At 52.2% G+C, this 22,798-nt stretch carries 16 protein-coding genes; 8 read left to right on the top strand and 8 right to left on the bottom strand.

Going from position 1 to position 22,798, the window contains the following annotated elements:
- The first annotated feature begins 4 nt into the window (after positions 1 to 4).
- The 4 genes from J0A65_RS02680 to J0A65_RS02665 all read left to right on the top strand — a co-directional run bounded on the left by J0A65_RS02680 (position 5) and on the right by J0A65_RS02665 (position 9,855).
- The gene (locus tag J0A65_RS02680; RefSeq protein WP_206592583.1) at positions 5 to 8,446 is read left to right on the top strand and encodes an Ig-like domain-containing protein; all 8,442 of its coding nucleotides are present in this window, start codon (positions 5 to 7) and stop codon (positions 8,444 to 8,446) included.
- 106 nt (positions 8,447 to 8,552) lie between these two features.
- Positions 8,553 to 8,801: a hypothetical protein gene (locus J0A65_RS02675; RefSeq protein ID WP_206592582.1), complete on the top strand. Its 249-nt coding sequence runs from the start codon at positions 8,553 to 8,555 to the stop codon at positions 8,799 to 8,801.
- Complete coding sequence (locus tag J0A65_RS02670; protein WP_206592581.1) at positions 8,792 to 9,430, top strand: hypothetical protein; 639 nt, start codon at positions 8,792 to 8,794, stop codon at positions 9,428 to 9,430. The genes J0A65_RS02675 and J0A65_RS02670 overlap by 10 nt, the downstream gene beginning before the upstream one ends.
- 101 nt (positions 9,431 to 9,531) lie before the next feature.
- A complete protein-coding gene (locus J0A65_RS02665) occupies positions 9,532 to 9,855 on the top strand; it encodes a hypothetical protein (protein ID WP_206592580.1) in 324 nt (107 codons plus the stop codon).
- 118 nt (positions 9,856 to 9,973) lie between these two features.
- Here the strand turns inward: J0A65_RS02665 and J0A65_RS02660 are convergent, their stop codons facing one another.
- From J0A65_RS02660 to J0A65_RS02645, 4 genes are all read right to left on the bottom strand, one after another.
- Positions 9,974 to 10,891: a hypothetical protein gene (locus J0A65_RS02660; RefSeq protein ID WP_206592579.1), complete on the bottom strand. Its 918-nt coding sequence runs from the start codon at positions 10,889 to 10,891 to the stop codon at positions 9,974 to 9,976.
- Between the two features lie 21 nt (positions 10,892 to 10,912).
- Positions 10,913 to 11,560 (bottom strand): anti-sigma factor, encoded by a 648-nt coding sequence (locus tag J0A65_RS02655; protein ID WP_206592578.1) that lies wholly within the window; start codon positions 11,558 to 11,560, stop codon positions 10,913 to 10,915.
- Positions 11,553 to 12,095: an RNA polymerase sigma factor gene (locus tag J0A65_RS02650; protein WP_206592577.1), complete on the bottom strand. Its 543-nt coding sequence runs from the start codon at positions 12,093 to 12,095 to the stop codon at positions 11,553 to 11,555. Before J0A65_RS02650 ends, J0A65_RS02655 begins: the two co-directional genes overlap by 8 nt.
- Before the next feature lie 109 nt (positions 12,096 to 12,204).
- The gene (locus J0A65_RS02645) at positions 12,205 to 13,110 is read right to left on the bottom strand and encodes a hydrogen peroxide-inducible genes activator (RefSeq protein ID WP_206592576.1); all 906 of its coding nucleotides are present in this window, start codon (positions 13,108 to 13,110) and stop codon (positions 12,205 to 12,207) included.
- A gap of 184 nt (positions 13,111 to 13,294) precedes the next feature.
- Between J0A65_RS02645 and J0A65_RS02640 the strand changes: the two genes are divergently transcribed.
- From J0A65_RS02640 to J0A65_RS02625, 4 genes are read left to right on the top strand one after another with little or no spacing between them, the layout of a single operon-like run.
- Positions 13,295 to 15,553, top strand: coding sequence for a TonB-dependent receptor (locus tag J0A65_RS02640; RefSeq protein WP_232849705.1), 2,259 nt, complete (start codon positions 13,295 to 13,297; stop codon positions 15,551 to 15,553).
- 3 nt (positions 15,554 to 15,556) lie between these two features.
- Entirely contained in the window at positions 15,557 to 16,510 is a 954-nt protein-coding gene (locus J0A65_RS02635; RefSeq protein WP_206592575.1) for an alpha/beta hydrolase, read from the top strand.
- Between the two features lie 20 nt (positions 16,511 to 16,530).
- A complete protein-coding gene (locus J0A65_RS02630) occupies positions 16,531 to 17,778 on the top strand; it encodes an esterase/lipase family protein (protein WP_232849704.1) in 1,248 nt (415 codons plus the stop codon).
- A gap of 48 nt (positions 17,779 to 17,826) precedes the next feature.
- A complete protein-coding gene (locus tag J0A65_RS02625) occupies positions 17,827 to 18,900 on the top strand; it encodes a helix-turn-helix domain-containing protein (RefSeq protein WP_206592909.1) in 1,074 nt (357 codons plus the stop codon).
- A 183-nt stretch (positions 18,901 to 19,083) separates the two neighbouring features.
- Here the strand turns inward: J0A65_RS02625 and J0A65_RS02620 are convergent, their stop codons facing one another.
- The 4 genes from J0A65_RS02620 to pstB all read right to left on the bottom strand — a co-directional run bounded on the left by J0A65_RS02620 (position 19,084) and on the right by pstB (position 22,781).
- Entirely contained in the window at positions 19,084 to 20,352 is a 1,269-nt protein-coding gene (locus tag J0A65_RS02620) for an inorganic phosphate transporter (protein ID WP_206592574.1), read from the bottom strand.
- Between the two features lie 12 nt (positions 20,353 to 20,364).
- Positions 20,365 to 21,042, bottom strand: coding sequence for a TIGR00153 family protein (locus J0A65_RS02615; protein ID WP_206592573.1), 678 nt, complete (start codon positions 21,040 to 21,042; stop codon positions 20,365 to 20,367).
- Positions 21,043 to 21,134: 92 nt separating this feature from the next.
- On the bottom strand, positions 21,135 to 21,851 hold the full coding sequence (phoU, locus tag J0A65_RS02610) for a phosphate signaling complex protein PhoU (RefSeq protein WP_206592572.1): 717 nt from the start codon (positions 21,849 to 21,851) through the stop codon (positions 21,135 to 21,137).
- 117 nt (positions 21,852 to 21,968) lie between these two features.
- A complete protein-coding gene (gene pstB, locus J0A65_RS02605; RefSeq protein ID WP_206592571.1) occupies positions 21,969 to 22,781 on the bottom strand; it encodes a phosphate ABC transporter ATP-binding protein PstB in 813 nt (270 codons plus the stop codon).
- Positions 22,782 to 22,798 lie beyond the last annotated feature (17 nt).

The raw sequence follows: 22,798 nt of genomic DNA, 5'->3' as shown, positions 1-22,798 counted from the left end.
CACTATGCCTTCAACGCAATCGCGCCATCTCACCACAGCCGGTAAAACACTGTTTGTCACTACTTTGTTAGCCAATTCTATCCAACTGGCACTGGCCTTACCGGCACAGCCATCTATTCAGGCCGAACTGCCGGTGATTAGTGCGCCGCAATCAACTACAGTTAAACTGCTGATTGTCGATAGCCGGGTGCCTGCTGCGCAATCGCTGTTAAGCAATTTGGCAGCTGGCACTTTGGTGTATCACCTTACCCCGTCACGGCATGGTTTAGAGCAGCTGGCATTTATTTTGGCGCAGCACGCACAGGTGGCATCAGTGCAAATTGTCGCCCACGGTGAAGCCGGTAAATTACTGCTGGGTAACAGCTGGCTGACGGCCAATGAGCTGGAGCAACAACACGCACTGCTACAAGGTTTAAGCACCTATCTTACCGCTGATGCCGATATTCAGTTACTGGCCTGTAATACCGGCCAGGGCCAGGCCGGCCGCCAGTTTGTTGATACGCTGGCAGGTTTAACCGGCCGCACAGTTGCTGCATCGGATGATATTACCGGTAGCAGTGGCGATTGGGAGCTGGAAATCAGCAGCAGTAGCCGCCAAACCACAGCCGCACTGTCACCCCAGGCGATGCAAAATTACCCCTATGATTTAGCTACGTTTTCAGTAAATACCGTAGCGCAACTAAAAACCGCCTTAACAACAGCGTCGTCTAACAATGAAGCTGACACTATAACCATCACCGGAAACATTGCAGCCAGTGGCAGCGGGGATTTCACCGCAAGCCCTTCAGATAGCATGCGTACTTTAATCGTCGCCAATATCACTGATGGACAGCCCGTTGCAATTAGTGGTGGCAACTTTAGTTTGGATGCTAACTACTATGGCCGGGTATTAGAAGTACAGGCCGGTACACTTAATATCAGCAACCTGACCATTCGCGAGGGTGTAGTGTCTGGCAATGGCGGCAATTCAGGCAGTAGCGGGGCTAGCGCAATGGGTGCAGGTATCCGCAATGCCGGTACGCTAACCTTAACCGGCTCCAGCATAACCGCCAATGGCGCAGCGGGCGGTGGTGGCGGTGCTGGTAACCAAGACTACAGCGGTGGCGGTGGCGGTGGTGCTGGCTTAAATGGCATTGGCGGTGGCAATGGCGGTAACGGCAGCAGCTACGGCAGCCCAGAAACCGGCTCACCAGGCAGCAATGGCAACGGCGGGCGTGGCGGCGCCTCTAGCTTCTTTAACCAAATGGGCGGCTTCGGCGGCACCACAGCTGGCGGCCTCGGTGGTAGTACATCCGGCCGCACCGGTGGGAATGGAGGCACAGCAAATAATGGCACCCTGTCTATCGGCGGCGGCGGCGGCGGCGCTGGTTATAAGGGCGACGGAGCTATGGGGGGCAATGCCGCCGGCGCCGTCTTTAACAGCGGTACCTTAACGCTTTTTAGTTCAACAGTTAGCAATAATGTGGCCGCCGGCGGCGGTGGCGGCAGTGGCTCGATTACCGTTGGCAGTCCGGGAAACGGCGGCAATGGCGGTCGCGGCGTGGGCGGTTTTTGGAATACCGGTACCTTAAACTTTGATGCCACCAGCTATGCTAACGTTAGCAATAATAAGGGTGCCGGCGGCAGCGGCGGCATTACACCTGTAGCCGGAAGCACCAACGGCTCTGCGGGCGGTAGCGATGATAGTTTGTATAACAATGGCGGCACTGTTGACACCAATGTTGCCCCGCCGGATGCCATTGCCCCCACTGTTACGTTTGTTAATGCCAGCACTGCCAATGGTACTTACAAAGTAGGAGATGTCATTAGTATTCAGGTCAACTTTGATGAAACTGTGACAGTGACTGGCACGCCCCAATTGACACTAGAAACCGGTGCTATTGACCGGGTCGCTAATTGCGCGAGTGGTACCGGCACTAGCATGACCTGTACCTATACGGTGCAGGCGGGCGATACAAGTGCTGATCTGGACTACGTGGCTACCAACTCACTTGCGCTTAATGGTGGCACTATTAGAGATGCGGCAAGTAATAATGCAATCTTAACGCTGGCTTCGCCCGGCGCGGCCAACTCGCTGGGGGCGAATCAAGCGTTAGTCATTGATGGTGTTGTACCCACTGTAACCTCGGTTAATTCCAGCACAGCCAATGGCAGCTACAAAATCGGCGATGCCATCAGTATTCAGGTTAACTTTAGTGACGTTGTGACGGTTAACACCGGCGGTGGCATACCGCAGTTGACGCTGGAGACAGGAACGACTGATCGTACAATCAATTACACCGGCGGCACAGGTACAAGCACCCTGACATTTGGCTATACCATACAAGCGGGTGATACAACAGCCGATCTGGATTACGTCGCTACCAACTCACTCGCGCTGAATGGCGGCACTATTCAGGATGCAGCGGGTAACAACGCTACTTTGACCTTAGCTTCACCTGGTGCAGCCAATTCCCTTGGGGCGAACAAAGCCCTGGTGGTAGATGGTATGGTGCCCACGGTAACCTCCGTGAACTCCAGCACTGCGGATGGCGTCTATAAAGCAGGTGATGTCATTAGCATTCAGGTCAATTTCAGTGAATCTGTAATGGTTAACACTGGCGGGGGTATTCCGCAATTGACGCTGGAAACAGGGGCTACAGATCGAATAGCAGGCTACGCCAGTGGCACCGGTTCCAATCAGCTGACTTTTAGCTATACCGTGCAGGCGGGTGATAATTCTGCCGATCTGGACTACGTGACTACCAATTCACTCGCGCTGAATGGCGGCACTATTCAGGATACAGTCGGCAATAACGCCACCTTAACCTTGGCGACACCCGGCGCAGCTAATTCCCTCGGCGCAAACAAAGCCTTGGTGGTGGATAGCGTTGCCCCCAGCGTCACCAGTATCGCCCCTACAGGTTCACCGGCAGCCAATGCAGCAAGCATGGATTTTGCGGTGGCCTTTGATGAGTCGGTCAGCAATATTTCCACCGATGACTTTACTTTGGTCACCACAGGAACAGCGTCAGGTTCAGTTGCCAGTGTCTCTGCGGCTTCTGGTTCCACTGTCAATGTGACGGTTAATACCATCACAGGTACCGGCTCGCTCAGGTTAGATCTCAATGGTGGGTCGAATATAGTAGATGCAGCAGGTAATGGCGTAGCGGCCTATAGCAGTGGCACCACCCACAGCGTCGATCGCGATACGCCTGCCGCGCCATCAACACCGGATTTAGATGCCGCGTCGGACACCGGCGCTTCCAATACGGACAACATTACCAGCGACAACACGCCAACCTTTACCGGTACAGCCGAAGCCAATGCAACTGTGGCGGTTATTTCATCCATCAGCGGCACCCTTGGCACCACTGCGGCCGATGGCTCAGGTAATTGGAGCTATACCACAGGGGCCATGGCCAATGGCATCCACAATATCACCGCGACGGCGACCGATGCGGCAGGTAATGTCAGCAGCGCGTCGGCGGCACTGGCTGTCTCCATTGATGGGCCGGTGACGGTAACTACCAATGCTGATTCAGGCGCCGATGCCACTATTGATGGCAGTCTGGCTACAGATTTAGCCGATGGTGCAGGCTTATCACTGCGCGAAGCGCTTGCCTATGTTACCGCCAATGGCACAGTGGATTTTGCCGTGGGACTCAGTGGCACCACTATCACTTTAGGGACACCGTTAACTGTTCCGGCAAACATTACTCTGAATGCTGACGCGCTGGGTACTGCCACTATCACCGGCAGTTCATTCACTCTGGCTGGCAGCCTCAACATAAGCAATGGCAGCGGTGATCAATTAACCCTTGCAGCGGAGCTGACTGGAGCCAACGACCTGACTAAAACCGGTACAGGTCGTTTAACCCTGACCAATACCAACAATTCAACCACTTACTCCGGCGATGTCATCGTATCGGCTGGTGAGTTATGGATTGGCAGCGATAGTACTTTCTCTTCGGGAACCCTCACGCTGAATGGCGGCACTCTCAGCAATAACATGGCCAGCTTTAATTTAGATAACGCCATAGTGCTGGGAGCCAGTGGCGGAACGGTTCAGGTATTGAACGCGGCACAAACCCTGACGCTATCGGGCACTATCAGTGGCAGCGGTGCCCTGAACAAAACCAGTGGCGGCAATTTAACCCTGAGTGGCACGAACAGTTTCTCCGGTGGCCTAACTATTTCTGGTACTAACGGGGTGACGGTATCGGATTCATCCAACCTGGGTTCAGGTGGAGTTACCATCAATGCTTCCAGCCTGTTAACCCTTACCGGTACTGCCCAAACAGTAACCAATGCGATTGCCTTGGCGGGCGATGCCATTATCAGCAACGCCAATGCGATGACCATCAGCGGTGTCGTCAGCGGGGCGAACGCCTTGACCAAGGCAGGGACAGGGACTTTGACGCTCAGCGCAACCAATACCGCAACGGGTGCAGTGACTGTCTCTGCAGGTGGTTTGGCACTGGCAAATGGTAATGCGCTGACAGATAGCACTGCGGTATCAATTAGCGCCGGAGCCAGTTTGATACTGCCAAGTGGCAGCGAAACTATAGGCTCAGTAGCCGGTGCGGGGAACCTGGTATTAACCGGCGGCACGCTAACCACCGGCGCTAACAACACCAGCACCACACTTTCAGGTGTGATCAGCGGTGCCGGCTCTTTGGCCAAAGCGGGTAGTGGGACCTTTACCCTGAGTGGCTCCAGTAGCTTTAGCGGAGCAACTCAGGTCGCTGCAGGCACCTTGCTGATCACCGGCGACCTTTCCAGCAGCTCAGGTGTAAACGTATCATCAGGTGCAACCCTGGCTGGTACAGGTACTGTCCCGGCAGTTAACGTTGCCAATGGCGGTAATCTTTCTCCTGGCAATGCGGGACCGGGTCTGTTAACTGTTGCCGGAAACCTGCTACTTAACAGCGGTGCGAATCTGTTACTAGATATCACTGGCACTACCGCTGTAACCCAGTACGACCAACTGGATATTGCTGGAGTTGTGTCGCTAAGCGGCGCCAATATTTCAGCAGCGCATAGCTATGTTGCTGCGAATGGCGATCGCTATGACATCATCAGCAATGATGGCGCAGATGCCATCACCGGTACCTTTTCGGGTATTGCTGAGGGTGGCTCTTTTGTTGCCGGTGGCAACTCCAGTAATTTAATCGTGAGTTACGCCGGCGGCGATGGTAATGATCTTAGCCTGACCAACACACTGTTGCCCGGTGCTCCTACAGCAGTAAGTGCAGTGGCGGGCAATGGCTCCGCCCAGGTCAGCTTTACGGCGCCGGCCTCTAATGGCGGCTCCGCCATTACCGGCTACACGGTGACAGCCAACCCAGGTGCGGCTACTGCAACGGGTGCCAGCTCTCCCATCACGATTGCCGGCCTGACTAATGGTACGGCCTACACCTTTACCGTTACGGCAACCAATGCCACCGGCAAAGGTACGGCTTCTGCTGCGTCAAACAGCGTCACACCACAAGCGCCTAACTCAGCCCCTACCATCAGCGGCTCGCCAGCGACCAGCGTGGCACAAGGTATTGCCTATAGTTTTACCCCCACAGCCAGCGACGCCGATGGCAATACGCTGACATTCAGTATCAGTAATAAACCCGTCTGGGCCAGCTTTAACAGCACTACCGGCGCGTTAACCGGTACACCATCGGCTGAACACGTCGGTACAACCAATGGCATTGTTATTAGCGTGTCTGACGGCAATTTAACCGCAGCACTGCCGGCGTTTAGTATTACCGTAACAGCCACGAATACCGCACCAACTATCAGCGGTGCGCCGGCAACGTCGATTAAACAGGGTGAAGCCTACAACTTTACCCCAACGGCAAGCGACCCGGATGGCGACACGCTGACATTCAGTATCAGTAATAAACCTATCTGGGCCAGCTTTAACAGCACTACCGGCGCGTTAACCGGCACCCCACTAAAAGAGGACGTCGGCAGCAGTAATGGCATAGTGATTAGCGTGTCTGACGGGGAACTCTCTGCGGCACTGCCAGCGTTTAACCTGGAGGTAGTTGATGGCAATCATGCACCAACAGCCATTGATGACAACTTCAGCTTGCCGTTTAACCTGGATGGTTTTTATCCACTTGGCGTATTGGCTAATGATATCGACCCGGATGGCGATACGCTGACGATTACGTTCGCTACGACCAGCATTGGTACTGTCATGATCGTGGATAATCAACTGCGCTTTAGTGCGCCAGATAACTTTAATGGCTTAGTCAGCCTGCATTACAGCATTACCGATGGCGAGTTTGACGCCAGCGCCAATGTTACGCTGCAGATTGACGGCGTTAACCCGGATGCACCGGTGATTACCGTGCCAGATGATTTAACCGTTAACGCCACCGGCCTGTTCACTAAAGTGGATGTGGGTGTTGCCACAGCACGCGACCGCAACGGCAACCGAATAGCGGTGCACCTGGATAAAAACACCTTGCTATTTAGCCCGGGTGAGCACCTGCTTTACTGGTCAGCTACCGATGCTGATGGCCTAAGCAGCACCACAACCCAGTTGTTACGTGTGCTGCCACGGGTATCACTGAGTAAAGCGCAGACGGTAGCCAATCACAGTGCGGTAAGTGTCGATGTCATTCTTAATGGTGAGTCGCCCATTTATCCGGTTGACGTGGGTTACAGCGTCGGCGGCTCTGCCGGGGAAGGCGAACATGACTTAATCGCCGGTACAGTGCGTATAAGCTCCGGAACGCGTGCCAGTATTAGCTTTAACGTCTTTGCCGACCTGATAGGCGACGCGACAAAAGACTTGCTGATCACCCTGGTTAGTGGCCCTAACCTGGCTGCCGATGCCAGAACCAGCGTCACTATTACCGATACCAACCTGCCACCACAGGTTAATCTGGCAGTAATGCAGCAAGGGATTAGCACATCACTTGTCACACCAACAGCTGGTCCGGTCACTGTCATGGCAACCATCACCGATGCCAACATATCGGATACACATAGTCTTACCTGGCAGTTGCCTGACAACATAGCGTTTAGCGAAGACGCTGCCAGCATAAGCTTCGACCCAGCTGACCTGGTAGGGGCGCATCAGGTGCAGGTATCGGTAACCGATTCGGCCGGTGCGGCGGTACAGGCGTCAGCCTACTTCCGCGTTGTCACCGCCTTACCTGTACTGGATGCCAACAGTGATGCCGACCGCGACGGTATTAATGACGCGCTTGAAGGCAGTGACGATAGCGATGACAACGGTATTCCGAACTATCTGGATAATATGCCGTCGCCTAATATTCTGCCGCAGCAAATCAATTCCACCAGCAGTTTCCTGGTTGAATGCGACCCCGGCGTGCGTTGCAGCCTGGGCTTATTTGCCCGCAGCGGTAACTCGGGCGGCGTGCAAATTCTCGATGAAGAACTCGGCACGCTGGATAACTTAAATACCGACCCGGTCTTTGAGCCTGTCGGTGGTATTTTTGACTTCACTATCCGTAGCCTGCCTACAGCTGGGCAATCTGTTCGCATAGTGCTACCACAACGCGAAGCGATACCAACGAATGCGGTCTACCGTAAATTCCAGCAAGGCAGTTGGGTGAACTTCGTTACTGATGCAAATAACAGTATTCATTCTGCGGCAGGCAATCCAGGCTATTGCCCGCCACCGGGCGCGGCGGATTGGACTCCTGGCTTAGTCGAAGGTCATCTGTGCGTGCAGCTTACCATTGAAGATGGTGGACCAAATGATGATGATGGCCTGGTTAACGCAGCAGTTGTCGACCCGGGCGCCGTATCAATGCAGCGCAGCGACAATAGTAAACCCGTCGCCAATGCCGACAGCTATAACCAGAAATGGAACCAGACGCATCAGCTAATGGTGCTGGATAACGATACCGATGCAGATGGCGATAGCTTAACCATCAGCCAGGCGTCTGTCGCTTTTGGTGTGGTAACAATTAGCGAGGATGGCTTAAGCCTATGGTATACAGCGCCGCAGGATTTCATTGGTAATGACACGCTGAGTTACACTATCAATGATGGTAACAACGGCAGCGCCAGCGCCACAGTGACAATTGCGCTGTATTACAACATGGCACCGGTAATCACAGACAGCAGCGCCAGCACAGATGATCAAACTCCAATTGACATCAATGTGTTACAACATGCCAGCGATGCCGACGGCGATACGTTAAGCATCAGCAGCGCCACGGCACAAACCGGTAGCGTTAGCATTAGCGCCTCGCAGCAGTTACGTTATACGCCTAAAGCCGGTTTTAGCGGCATGGATACCATTCATGTGCAAATCAGTGATGGGCGTGGCGGTGTGGCTAGTGCAACGGTGTCGGTAACCGTACAGGCTGTGCCGGTAGTGGTCCCGCCATCGGAAGGAAGATCCTCCGGTGGCAGCGTCGGCCACTGGTTGCTGGCTATGCTGGCTTTGGTATATTTACGCCGCCGAAGCGCTCTTAACCAATAACAGTTGCCACTATAGTAAAGGCGCCATCGGGCGCCTTTACTTTATCTGTGCGGTTATATCGTTAATACTGACGTCAGCTTAACCCAGCATACTGTAGGTCGGAGGCATGTACTTTCTGAATAAACTCAACGCAGTACAACGGCTGTTTGCACTGCTACTTTGTGTATTAACACTGGCAGCCGCGATTTATTCTGGCCTGTTGCAACAACCTGTAGCGCCCCCCTTACTTGCACCTTTAGATGACACTGCCAATAGTGTGCTGAAACAGAGTTTGATGCTATGCAGCGCCTCTTTCTCTACCGCGCGCTTAATTGATCGCGGTATTGCTTTTGTGTCCGAAGCCGAATGGAACTAGTACTTATCGTTTTTCTGCTGCTTATGCTAAGCGGCGTCTTGTTCCTTGGCGTTAGGCTAATACTATGGATCCTAAAAAATAAAACGCGGGCCAGAGTGTTTTACGCCACGCTGCTACTGGGCCTGATTGGGTTAGGTATTCACCATGTTTTTTATAAAAATATGCGCTTTATCCAGTCCGAGGTTTATCCCAACCTATATCTGGTTAAGTATCCTGACGAGGATCAGAATGCCCTTCAGCAGGCCATCCACCAGCAAGTCGTCACGCATTTAAGCAGCGAGTTCCCTGCGGGTAAAACACTGGCCTACGAGAACGAAACCTCGGTATTCTTTTATCAGTACTATAAGGCGTTCCCTATTAGTGTTTTCCAGGATGAAGGCACGGCTTATTTTCTTGAAAACGAAGAGGACCTGGGCGGGTTGGTTACCGAGGAACTGGGCATGTATAGAAAGTACAAGTTAGCCGAGTTTAACTACAGTCCCTGCCAGGCCGATGCCCCTTTGCACTGCGGTGAGCTTCGCTATTTCGATGAGCATGGTATGGTTAAATCTGACCGCCTTTCCATCCTCGATACGCCCGCAAAGACCACAAAGGATGTCAGTGACGCTGCGGCTAGTTCTGGATTTTAAGCATTTTGTTACGGCAGTCCATACTGTTAACACTGGCTGTTTATCTGTCAAATGAGTACGTACATAAAGGCTCTGATTATATGACAACTATAAGAAAGTCATTGCTGGAATACCTGCTTTGGGCTGTGGCAGCCCTGCTACTCGGCGTTGGCTATATGCACCTGATTCTCGGTTCCGCACCAGAACAAACCAGCAGCCTGTCGTTTCTGATTGCAAAAATATATTTCCTTGCCCTGCTTTATGTGGGAGGCATTGTCGGCGCCATCTTAGCGGTGTTTTTTATACTTTTTGATGTCTTTTATCTGAAAAGAAAATGGCAGTCATCCACTCACTTTTTCACCATTCGTGCGGCTTCCATGTTGTTTATATTGATGGTTGTGGCGACCTTGCACTACCTGCTTGAAAAGACCTTTGATGTGATATGAGCTTAAAGCACAGTGCCGTTAAGCGAAGCACAAGACTCACCCATCGCATAAAAAAGCCCGCTTTGAACAATAGCGGGCTTTTTCTCAACATCAGGCGACGTCATCTTCGCCCCTGCAACTAGAATTCGTAGGTGTTAGCCTTGCCCAGCAACTTTTGTGGGTCGAGCTTACCGCTTACACAAGACTGCACGTCTTTGTAGTCAAATACGTAGATACGGTCCTGATTCTTGCTACGACCTTTACCACCTGCATAATTGTCCAGCACCAGGGTAATATGTTCACCGGCTGGCAAGCTCTTCAGACCGCTGCCGTATTTACACAGAATATCGGCACTGTTGTGTTCAAACTCGGCCAGGAATTTCTTGCTCTGCTCCTGCGCCGCCGCCACACGTTTACTGTTGGCTTCTCGCTGTTCTTCTTCTAACTGCTGGGCATATTTTTCCACTTCACGCTGACGCTCTTTAATCTTGGCCAGCTCTTTTTGCAGTTCCTGGGTTTCCTTTTCCAGCTCAGCACGGCGCTCACCTTCTGCGTGGCGCTTTTCAAACTCGTTGTCACGGTTACGGCGTTCAACTTCTCGGGCTTCCCAGTTTAATTCACGCTGCTGGTCTCGCAGCTCGCTCAGCTTGTCATTGGACCCAATAAAAAGTTCGCGTACCTGCTCCAGCTCATCGCCAATGGACTCATATTCAATTACATGTCCTTCATTTTCGATTACTACTGCATTACCACGCACTTCGATTTGCGGCTCAATCGGCGGTACGGGAATGACATGGTCCAATCCATTGAATGAAAAACGAAAGCGATTACTGCCGCCTGAGGTTTGGATCCTGAACACTACGCCCTGCCCGGCCAGATAGGTGCTTTGCAAAGAACGCACGCTAATGCCTTTTTCGTCGCGATTTTGCTTGTAACTGGTTTGCATGATGCTGCTCATGATCTCCAGTTCTTTACTTAGTTCATCAAGCTGGGAAGTGGCCTGCACACTGGCTGCAAACATACTGGCTAACAACAAACAAATAGATGACTTTTTCATGGCTGACCTCATAGTTACTGGTTACAGGTTTTCCTGGGCCACAGGCTCCGGGTTTTGAAAAACCTGCTGCTGAAGCTTGTTAAACTGACGGGCATAGAACTGTTGATCGTCTTCCCGTTGCTGATTGACGAACTTAATCAATTCGGCAAAATCTTCCCGCCGCTCGCTGCGGCTGGCGGTGAGCAAGTAGCTGGTCAACTGACTACTGACATCCTGCTGTTGCTGGCGCATTTCGCGGCTGTAATCAGCCAGCAGCACTTGCTGCTGCTCACGGAACTGGGCAATTTCGGCATCAACCTGTCGGCGAATCTCATCCTGTTGACCCTGTCCGGCAAAACTGACCGTCAGCGCGCCACTTTGTATCTGCACTTCAACCCGGAACAGCACCATCACCAGCGCTAACATGGACATACCGAAAGACAAAGACGGCATGGCTCGCAATCGCCACCAGGACAACGAAGCCCCTGGCTGCGGGCCTATGGCCGGTATTTGCCAGTTAGGTACAGGCTGTTCTTCATAGCGCTTAGCTGCATGGCTAACCTGTTTAGCCAATGCCACTTGCCGGGCGAATTCATCGTCCCGAGCGCAAAACTGTTCAAATGCCTGTTGCTGTGACGCCGAGAGTTGGCCATCTAACCACAATGCAAACAATTCATGCTTGTCAGACATATTGCACCTCCATCAATTCCTTCAATTTACCCAGCCCCGTGTATAAGCGGGACTTCACCGTATTGCTGGATACCCCAAGCTGTTCGGCAATTTCTTCAAAAGTAAACTGACTAAAAAACTTCAACTCCACCACCGCCTTTTGCTCCAGTGACAGCTTTTGCATGGCCCTGATCAGTTCCCGCGATTCGGCGTCGGCAATGGTCAGGCGACTAACACAAGACTGCTCATCCATCAGTGGGTTTTCTTCATCCAGCGGTTGGTAATCACGCTTACGCCGGTAAAACTCCACCATCCGATGATGGGCGATACGAAACAACCAGGCCTTAAAACTGCCTTCACCACGAAAGCTGGCCAGATTACGGAACACAGACAAAAACACTTCCTGCAACAAATCCATCGCATCATCGGCATTACCGGTCATACGCAGGCCATAGTTGTAGACAGCTTTGTCGTAGCGTTTAACCAGTTTCTGCCAGGCTGCATTGTTGCCGCTCATGGCCTTGCTGATCAGCTTCTCATCAGATTGTTCGAACAAGGCCTTCCCCAGTCATGCTCACTTTCCGTGCCGTGTTGTAATTCTCTGCTCTTAATGTCGAGGCCAGTCAGAAAATAGTTTGGTGAGATTTAAATTATTTTTTAAAAATTTACAGCACCGCTTTAGGCATGAGCGGCTGCAGCAGCTCGGCTATGCGGCGGAACAAACGTACCCTGGTAGTGCCGTTACGCCACACCAGACCAATCTCTCGGTACGCCTTATCTTCGGCGGGAAAGGACACCAGCGCACTGTGTTGCAGTATGTCACTTTTCAGCGCCAGCTCAGGCAGGAAGGTTAGGCCCAGACGGCTGTTGGCAAGCTGCACCAGGGTAAACAAACTGCTGGCTGCCAAAGCGCTAACCTGCTCTTTGTGTTTCAGCCCACAAGCACTCACTGCATGGCCGGTCATACAATGTTCCTGCTGCAATAAAAACACGCTGTCTTTAGGTAGGGCACTAAAATCCATAGGTGAGGGCAGCAGGCTCAGCATGTCAGGATGAGCAACCAAATGAAAAGGATCATGGCCAATCACCATCTGCTTGCAGCCAGGGGTTTCCATCGGCAAGGCCAGGATCAGCAAGTCCAGCTCACCACCGTGCAGTTCGCGTAATAAGTTTGCCGTGGTGTTTTCCTGCAACTGCAGGCTTAAGTCAGGGAGTGCTTCGCCAAGCGTGCCGATCAAGCCCTCCAGCAAAAACGGGGCAATGGTGGGAATAATGCCCAGTTTAAGCTTGCCGGCCTGCCAGTTACCCGCGCTGTGGGCGTAGTCAACCAGCTCGCTGGCACCGTTTAGCAGGGTTTTACAGCGCTCCACCATTTCCAGCCCCAACGCAGTAAAAATAAAGGTTTTATGATCCCGTTCCAGGAGCTGGCAGCCCAACTGCTCTTCGAGATTCTGAATAGCGGTGCTTAAGGTAGACTGGCTGACAAAACAGCGCTGGGCTGCACGATTGAAATGCTGTTCTTCATGCAAGACCACCAGATAGTGCAAATGTTTAAGATTGGGCCACTTCATTCCGAACTCCTTCGTGATTTAACCTATTAAAAGATATTAAGTTAATCTAATTAGCTAATCCTAACAGAAAGCACCACATTTGCCTGAGCGTATTTGTCCCCTTAGATTGAAGTTTTTTGTCCTTGTTGTTGCTCCCCCCTTACCGCAACAATCTCCTCACAAGTTAACAAAGCGTTTACACAAAATGATGTCACACAATAACAATTCATTCACATTATCGCTTAAACCCCGCAAGCAACTGCTTGCTGTGGCAGTAAGCCTGGCGTTAAGCCCTGCCGTTAGCGCACAAGAACCAGCCCAGCAGCGAGCCGAGCGCAGTATTGAAGTCATCGAGGTATCGGCCACCCGGCAAACCGAAAATCTGCAAGATGTGCCTATTGCGGTAACGGCGCTGTCGGCCAATGAACTGGAAAAGATGCAGATCCTGGATCTCGGCGACCTTGAGTCCCATGTGCCGAACCTCAATCTGCATGTGGGAGATGCGTCAAACGCGGTGATTTATATCCGTGGTGTAGGGCAAATAGACTCCATTTCGTTTAACGACCCTGGCGTAGGTGTGTATCTGGATGACGTTTATATGGGCCGGGTACAAGGCTCGTTTCTGGACGTGGTGGACCCTCAGCAAATTGAAGTGCTGCGTGGCCCTCAGGGCACCCTGTATGGTCGTAACACTATTGGTGGCGCGGTGAAATTTACCAGTGCCAAGCCTACCGATGTAACCGAAGGCTATGTGGATGTAGGCGTCGGCAATTATGGGCTACTGAACCTCAAAGGCAGCATAACGGGTGCCGTAGTGGATGATAAACTGCTTGGCCGTTTTGCCATGGCCAGCAGCAAACGTGACGGCTACGCCGAAAACACCCTGACAGGTGAGGACGATTACGATAAAGACACCCTGGCCTGGCGTGGCAGCCTGCTGTATCAGATCAGCGATAATTTATCGGCTTACCTGGTTGTGGACGGCTCTGACAGCTCACCCAATCACTCCCGTACACCGCACCGCGAAACTGCCATTTATTCGGTATCACAAGGCAAGATGCTGCCAGTGGGTGATGATCCTTTTAAGGTCAATGTGAATTACAACGATCTGGAAAGCCTGGAAACCAGCGGCGCGGCCCTGACCCTCGAATACCTGAACGGTAATAGTACCTTCAAGTCCATCAGCGCTTACCGGCAAATGGACTACCGTACCCACCTGGATCTTGATGGCAGCGCCGATAGCTCATTCGGGATTTACAACTTTGAGGATCAGGACCAACTCAGCCAGGAGTTTCAATGGCTGTACAACTTAGACGGCATGTCACTGGTTTCCGGAGTCTATTACTTTAAGGAAGACGATCTGACCTTCGGTGGTGCGGTTGCACCGGAGTTTTTCGTACCACTGGGCAATGATGTGTATTTCCCCTTCCCGGTTGTCAATGCCGGACTGCGCGACCAGACCAATACCAGCAGTGCGATTTATGCCAACCTGAGCTGGGATTTAACCCCTGAGCTCGGTTTGACCTTAGGCGCTCGTTATACCAAAGAGAAGAAGCAGGTATCCAGCCGCGGCGAAGAGTTTGCCGGTACAGGCGTCAATAGCGCCGAAGAAATGGAACGGCTATTCGGCACAGGGGTTGGCTACAGCCCCACTGGCTATGATGCCGAACAAAGCTGGAACAACTTTTCACCTAAACTGTCGCTGGACTACAAGCTCAGCGCCGATCACTTGCTGTATGCCAGCACCAGCCGAGGCTTTAAGAGCGGCGGTTTCAACGGCCGTTTGACCTCTTTTGCTCAGCCTTTCGACCCGGAAACCATGTGGAGCTATGAAGTTGGCTCTAAGTCCATGCTCAATAATGACAACGTGCGCCTGAACCTGGCCGCCTTCTATAACGACTATAAGAACTTCCAACTCAGTCGCTTCTCTATCGATCCAGATACCGGCGCCTTTTTATCGCTGTTCGAAAACGCCGGTAAAGCCACTATTTATGGGGCTGAAATGGAGCTAAGCGCCGTGCTCACCGATGCGCTGACACTGAATATGAACGCCGGTTACCTGGGTGGTGGCTACGATGAACTGATCGGCGATTTTGATGAGGAAATCAGCGACAAACGCGAACTGGTGAACGCGCCAAAATGGAATGGCCGACTTGGTTTGGAATACTGGATGGATTTGGATAGCGGCAGTCTGAGCTGGTCTGTGTCAGCCAGCTATCGCAGTAAGACTTATCTGACCGTCAGCAGCAGTGAAGTGCTGGCGCAATCAGCCTACACCCTGATGGATATGTCGGTGACGTATCTGTCTGACGACGAACAATGGCAGGTCAGCCTGTATGGCAACAACCTGACTGACAAAGAGTACCGTCAGCATGGCTTCGACTTGAGCGCATCGCCTGGTGTGCAACTAGGTTATTACGGCGCCCCCCGCACTTATGGTCTTAACCTCAAATACAGGTTCTAACAGATGATGGATAAGGAAACCCAAGCGCTGCTGGCGCAATTTAACCAGCATGTCCCCAGTACCGATGAAGCACAAACCGGTATTGAAGCGTCCAGAGCCGGCGCCAGAGCGATGTTTATCGGCCTTCAGGGGCCGGTGAATCCCGATTGCCGGGTAACAGACCTGACTATCCCAGGCAAAGACGGCAAAATTCCGGCGCGCCTTTACCGGCCATTAGGTGACAGCCAAAAACCGCTGCCACTGGTGTTGTTTATTCATGGTGGTGGCTGGGCACTGGGCGATCTGGACTGTTATGACGCGCTGGTCAGGGATCTTTGCCAGCAAAGTGGTTGTTTGTTTATCAGCCTGGACTATCGCCTGGCCCCCGACCATCCCTACCCGGCAGGACTGGATGACGTCAGTCAGGCACTGGAGTGGGTATTCAAACAGGCCGGGACCTTAGGTGCAGACCCAAAGCGTATTGCCATTATGGGCGATAGCGCCGGCGGCAACCTGGCACTAGTGGCCAGCCACCGTTTGCACAGCCAGAGTAGCCAACAACTGGCAGCCCAGTACCTGATTTACCCAGTCCTGGATGTGCACAGCAGTCACGACCAGTATCCGTCACGCTTGATGTTCGGCGGCGGTGACTATCTGCTGGCCAACGCGGCCATTGACGGCACCCGCGACTGGTACATTGGTGGACATGCCGGTAGCGACAATCCTGAAGTCTCTCCCATGCAGCTCACCGATCTCAGCCATCTGCCCCCCACAGCACTGATGGTGGCGGGTTTCGACCCGCTTAAAGACGAAGGAGAGCGCTTTGCCAGGCGCTTGCAGCAAGCCGACGTGTTGCTGCGCTTCCAAAGCTTTGAGAGCACCATTCATGCCTTTCTGTCCTTTGGCGACCTGCCGGTTGCCAAGGAAGCCAGGCAGGCACTGGCCAGTCAGCTTAAACAGGATCTGACCAACCCGTAAACAGCACCAAGGAGAATCTTATGTATAAGCCCGCCCCGTTGTTTCGACTTTCCTTTTGGCTGGGAGCTATCAGCCTGGCCCTTTGCAGCCTGAGTATGTCGGCGCTAGCCGGCCCTACCAGCCTGCAGGCAACCTTCACCAGCGGTATCAGTAACGGCTGGGTAAAAGTGGAACGCTGGCGGGATACCAGCGGTAATATTGGTCAGGAAGCCTTTCCCAGTGATGGCCGTGGCGATCAAAGTGGTCAGCGGGCCACCTTCTTTGCCGACTCCAGCCCATCATCAGACAACTTCCTGCTTTATTACGCGCCAAACTGGAATACCAACAGCAAAGCCGTGCCTGTGCTGCTGATCCATGGTGCCAATCAGGATGCCGATCTGGCCTGGGCAAACCCAAATGATGCCGGAGACTATGGCTGTGGCCAGCAAAGCTGCCCGAGCACGGGTCTGATGCAAGCTCTGGTGGCCGACAACTTCAAGGTATTTGCCTTATCCCTGGCGCATAAAAATGGTGATGGTTATATCTGGGCAGAGCAGATTGCCAATGCCATCAGTATCATCAAAAGCCAGACCGGCGCGAGTAAAGTCGACCTGGTTACCTGGTCGAAAAGCGCCTTTAACGCCCGCATGTATATTTCATCCGTTACCCAATCCTGGGGTACCAGCTACCAGGGCGATGTCAGGCGGTTAATTATGCTGGGCGGGCCAAACAACGGTATCGACTGGTCATTTCGTCATGGCTGGACCCATACCTTTGCGGTTTATCCAGGCTGTGGCGGGGTAATTAACGGCCCCACCGCTCACGATGCCATTTTATGCTACGGCATCTGGCAAAGCGGTAGCCAGTGGAGTTACGCCTCCAGCTACTTCCCTGGCTCGGTGCAAATGCTTAAACGTTGGGACAGCACTTATGCATTGCCCGTCAGCGAACAGGATTGGTACACCACCTACGAAGGCGGCTGGGGTTTCTACACCCATGGACAGGGCATTGATGCCTTCCTGCCCTACTCGCTGGTTGATGATGTGCGCGCAGCGGGCACCGATCCTGCCGTACGGGTACACAATTTATGTGGCAACAAGGCGGATATTGCCTTGATCCACAATGAGCATACCGGCCCATCTGACGGCGTAGTATTTGTATCCAGCTGTAACGATGCCAGTGGTCTGGGTAATCACGGTGGCTCCGCCACCATTAACGTCAATCATTTGAAGCTTGGCTGGTCAAGCAGCGGTATCAACCAAATCAAAACCTGGTTGAACGCGCTCTAGCCAGTTTACGGCACCTAACGTAAGCAGGATTGATATGGCGTGACCTTTATGCTCTATTTTGCTCAACCGTCTACCATGGGGTGCCGTTTTCCCGTGACAGAAAAACAACCATTCAGCCCGGATCTCCCCATGATCCGGGCCAATGCCGTCAGTACCCTGGCTCAGATTTTATCCAGTGCCGGGATGCGCCTGGACGAGCAACTGCAAAAATCCGGTCTGAGTGACGCCACCCAACTGAATATCGTGGACTTCCTGCGAATTCTTGAATCCTTCGCCGTTGAGGTACGGGACGAGTCTTTGCATATGTCCAAGCGTCCGCTGCTGCCCGGCACCAATGATCATGTGTTATCTAATTTGGGCAAATGTCGAAGCTTGCAGGATGCCTTGCAGGAGCTGGCCGCGTCCTACAATTTTATCCATGGTGGAGCCTACAACAGAGTCGAACGCCGTGACCGGGAATTGCTGTATATCATTGATGATCGGCAATTTCCCTATCTGGACGACAGTGACCCCATACATATCCGCTTTAATCTCGACTGCGTTTTACTCTACGTTCACGGGGTGGTCTGCTCACTAGGCGGACATGGGGCTGCCAACAGCCTGATTAAAGTGCAAAGCCGCGCAGACAATGGCGATAACTCGGTACTGCAGGCCGCATTTTCGCATTTACCGCTCAAATTCGGTGCCCCCTGTTATGTTTTGCATTACCAATTAGATATGGCTGACCAACCGCTACAATGGCAGGCGCCTTTGACCTTAAGCAGTGTCTACAACCAGTTGCAGTTTCATTTAGGTCAGGGCAATGGCGACAACAATCTGGTGACCAAAGTGCGCCATTTACTTGAACAGGGTATCCAGAGCCAGGATGCGGTAGCTGCCGAACTGGGTTACAGCGTAGCCACATTGCGGCGCAAACTGACTGAAAGCCACAGTAGCTTTCGCCAGTGCCGTGAACAGGTGTTGAATCAGGAAGCCAAGACCCTGCTGGCACAGCAACTGGCCCTGGAAGACGTTGCACAGCGACTGCATTTTTCTGACGCACGCAGCTTTAACCGGGCGTTTAAAACCTGGAATGGTGTGACCCCAAGGGATTACATAGAAAAGCTGCAAGAGGAACAATAGCCCCCAGGCATAAGGTTTTTCCTCAACATCGGCGCTCCTTGGCTTCCATGCCACCGCGCCATACCGTCCATCCATGGACATCGCCGTTCTCTCGCTTCCATGCGATCAAGGCATACCGTCCATCCATGGACATAAAAAACCCGGCGAGTGCCGGGTTTTTTAATAAGGTTCTTAGGCTTAGGCTTAGGCTGAGAAGATACCTTTCAGCATAAAGAAGAACATAATAGATAGGGCGGCACCAATCGGCAGAGTTACAACCCAGGACACCACAATATTGCGGATAACGCCCAGATTCAGGGCCGCGATACCACGAGCCATACCCACACCTAGCACAGCTCCCACCAGAGTTTGCGTGGTAGAGATAGGCAAGCCGGTACCAGAGGCAACCACAACAGTAGTCGCAGCGGCTAACTCAGCAGCAAAACCACGGCTTGGCGTCAGGTGAGTAATACCTTTACCTATGGTTTGAATAACGCGGTGACCAAAAATAGCCAGACCCATGACGATACCGACGGCACCTAAGGGTAATATCCACCAGGCCAGTTTAGCTTTGCTGGCAATCTCACCGTGGTTTTCCACCACACTGACAACCGCAGCCAGGGGGCCGATTGCGTTAGCCACATCGTTAGAACCATGGGCAAAGGCCATACAACAAGCGGTTACCACCATCAGAATGGCGAAGACCTTTTCAACGCTGGCAAACTGCATCTTACGGTTAGCTTCCTGGTCAATCTGGATACGATTGATATAAAGCTTACCAATCACACCAACCGCTATAGCAATAGCAATGGCAATCAAATAACCTTCCATATTACCGATGTGCAGGCCGATGTGCTTTAGGCCTTTCTTAATGGTTACCAAAGACATGACAAAACCGGCCAGCGCCATGTAGAAAGGTACATAACGTTTGGCATTGGCAAAAGGTGTATCCGTATCAAAGATAAGGCGCTGGGCACTCATAAATATCAGATAGGCGAGGAAACCGGATATGGCCGGGGTAATAATCCAACTGCCAACAATACCCACAACCTGACCCCATTCAACGGAGTCGGCACTGACGCCCACAGCCGCAAAGCCCACAATAGCACCCACGATAGAGTGCGTTGTAGATACTGGCCAGCCCAGATAAGAGGCGATAACCAACCAGATACCGGCAGCCAGCAAGGAGGCAATCATGCCGTAAACTAAGATTTCAGGTGTATCGACAAAGTAAGCACTGTCGACAATGCCCTTACGTATGGTAGAGGTCACTTCACCGCCCGCCAGATAAGCACCGGCGAACTCGAAGACCATGGCGATAAGAATGGCCTGTTTAATCGTCAGTGCCTTGGAGCCCACAGAGGTCCCCATGGCATTGGCTACGTCATTCGCACCAATACCCCAGGCCATTAGGAATCCCACGACCGCAGCCGTGACTATCAGCATAAAGCCGTACGTAGTTAAAATATCCATCAGAACTGCCCTTTAGCTGGCTAGCATCAATTCGAGTCGCGACCCAACGCGTTGTGAGATGTCGGCAAGATCGCCGATCCATTCAATGACCTTGTACAGGAACATCACGTCTACTGGGTTCAACTGGCTCTCCAGCTTCCACAGTTCACGACGCAAGACCACCTGCATTTTGTCCGTGTCATCCTCAATCTGATCAAGTTGGTCGATCATATCCTCAACCACCTTGACTTCACGCCCTTTGAAGCCAGTTTCCAGCAACTCGTCCAGTTCGTTTGTGACGTGCTGGGCTTGGCGGGTGGCGTCAATGGAGCGCATAACAAAATTGCGGAATAGGTCGTGCAGAGATTCGTGGATCCCCAGTTCCCGGCCTAACATCAAACCGGAAATATCCCGTGCGCGGTTGGCGATCTTGTCTTGCTGACTAAGCAGGTCCAACAGGTCCTGGCGCTGAATAGGCATAAATATGCCAGCAGGCAGGTTAGCCCTCAATTCACGTTTAAGGTCGTCAGCCTTACGCTCAAGGTGGGAAATGTCATGTTGCAGTTTTTCAGCGGTTTTCCAGTCTTTGTTGAAAACGGCTTCAAAAAACGGTAACAAACCCTGACTACACTCGTAAACGGTGTTGATGTGTTCTTCTAGTGGTTTGAGCGGTGATTTCGCAAAAACCTCCAGAAATGAATTAGTTGACATAAATGGCACTGTTTCTACCTTCAACGTGGTGGCGCATGATACACCACAGAATATGAACGAAATATTTCAGTTTTATGACAATGCTGTCGTATCTACCTTAGTTCCTGCAATTTCTCCTGCATTGCCTGACGGGAGATATGCCGGACATCCTTGCCCTTGACCAAATAGATTATATACTCACAAACGTGTTTACACCTGTCGCCAACGCGTTCTAAAGCCCGCATTGCCCACAGAATATCCAGCCACTGTGGCAGGGCTTCCGGCTCCTGCTGCATCTCGGCAACGGCCTGGGTTAACAGTTGCTTGTATTGTTCATCTATTTCCTGATCGCCAATGTGAATGGCCAGGGCTGCATCGGCATCCAGACGCGCAAAAGCGTTTAAAGTCTGACGCAACATTTCCATCACATGATTGCCGGTCGCGATCATACCGTTTTTGATGTCTTCGGACACGGGTAAATTGCCTTTCACGATCAGTTTGGCGATTCGTTCGACATCATCACCGATACGCTCAATATCCACAGTGGCTTTGTTAATCGCTAAAACCAGGCGTAAATCGCTGGCGGCGGGGTGACGCTTGGCAATAATCCGGGTGCATTCCTCATCAATCTGCACTTCCATATTGTTAACCATTAAATCATTGAGCATGACCTTTTCAGCCAGCGCGCGATTATTATCTCGCAGGGCACTGATGGCATCACATAGCTGCTGTTCGACCACTCCGCCCATGGTCAGCACCGAGTTACGCAGGTTTTCCAGCTCCTGGTTAAAACGCCCGGATATATGGGTATTGAGTTTTATCTGTTGCATCGTGACCTCTTCGAGTTTCGAGTTTCGAGTTTCGAGTTTCGAGTTTGCAAATTCTGTTATATGTCCCCGAACGCCACGTTCTGAGGAATATTGTCCATCACTCTGATATTCGTCATTTTAGCCATAACGGCCGGTAATATACTCTTCGGTTTGTTGCTGTTTGGGCCGGGTAAACAAGCGGTCAGTATCCGAGTACTCAATCAAATGGCCCTGATGCAGAAACGCGGTGAAGTCCGATACCCGAGCTGCTTGTTGCATATTGTGGGTCACAATCAATACGGTGTATTTCTCTTTAAGCTGGGTGATCAGCTCTTCAATGGTCAGGGTGGAAATCGGATCTAAAGCCGAGGTGGGCTCGTCGAGCAGCAAAATTTCTGGCTGCAGGGCAATGGCCCTGGCAATCACCAAGCGCTGCTGCTGGCCACCGGATAAGGTCAGCGCCGACTCGAATAAACGGTCTTTTACTTCCCGCCACAATGCCACATCTTTAAGGGCTTGCTCCACCGCATTATCTAGTGTACGCCTGTCCTTAACCCCTTGAATTTTAAGTCCATATACCAGATTTTCATAAATCGACATGGGAAACGGATTGGGCTTTTGAAACACCATGCCCACCTGCCGACGCAGCAGTGCCACATCCTCTTTGCGGTTGTAGATGTTCCTGCCGTTTATCAGCACTTCACCGTCCACCCGACACTCTGGCACTAAATCATTCAGCCGGTTAAAGCAGGTCAGCAAGGTGGATTTCCCGCAGCCACTGGGGCCAATCAGTGCGGTAACATGGCGCTTGGGAATTTTCAGACTGATATTGTGTAAGGCCCGTTTGGCACCAAAGGTCAGGGTCAAATCGCGCACGTCGATGGCCACCTGCTCATCCTGCAGGTTTTCTAATTCCAAGCCTTGCCGTGAAAGGTCAAAATACTCAAACATAATGCACTAACTCTGTC

It is taken from the genome of Bowmanella yangjiangensis (genome assembly GCF_017255015.1).
Taxonomy (GTDB): domain Bacteria; phylum Pseudomonadota; class Gammaproteobacteria; order Enterobacterales; family Alteromonadaceae; genus Bowmanella; species Bowmanella yangjiangensis.
This window is presented reverse-complemented; position numbering and strand designations above follow the sequence as displayed.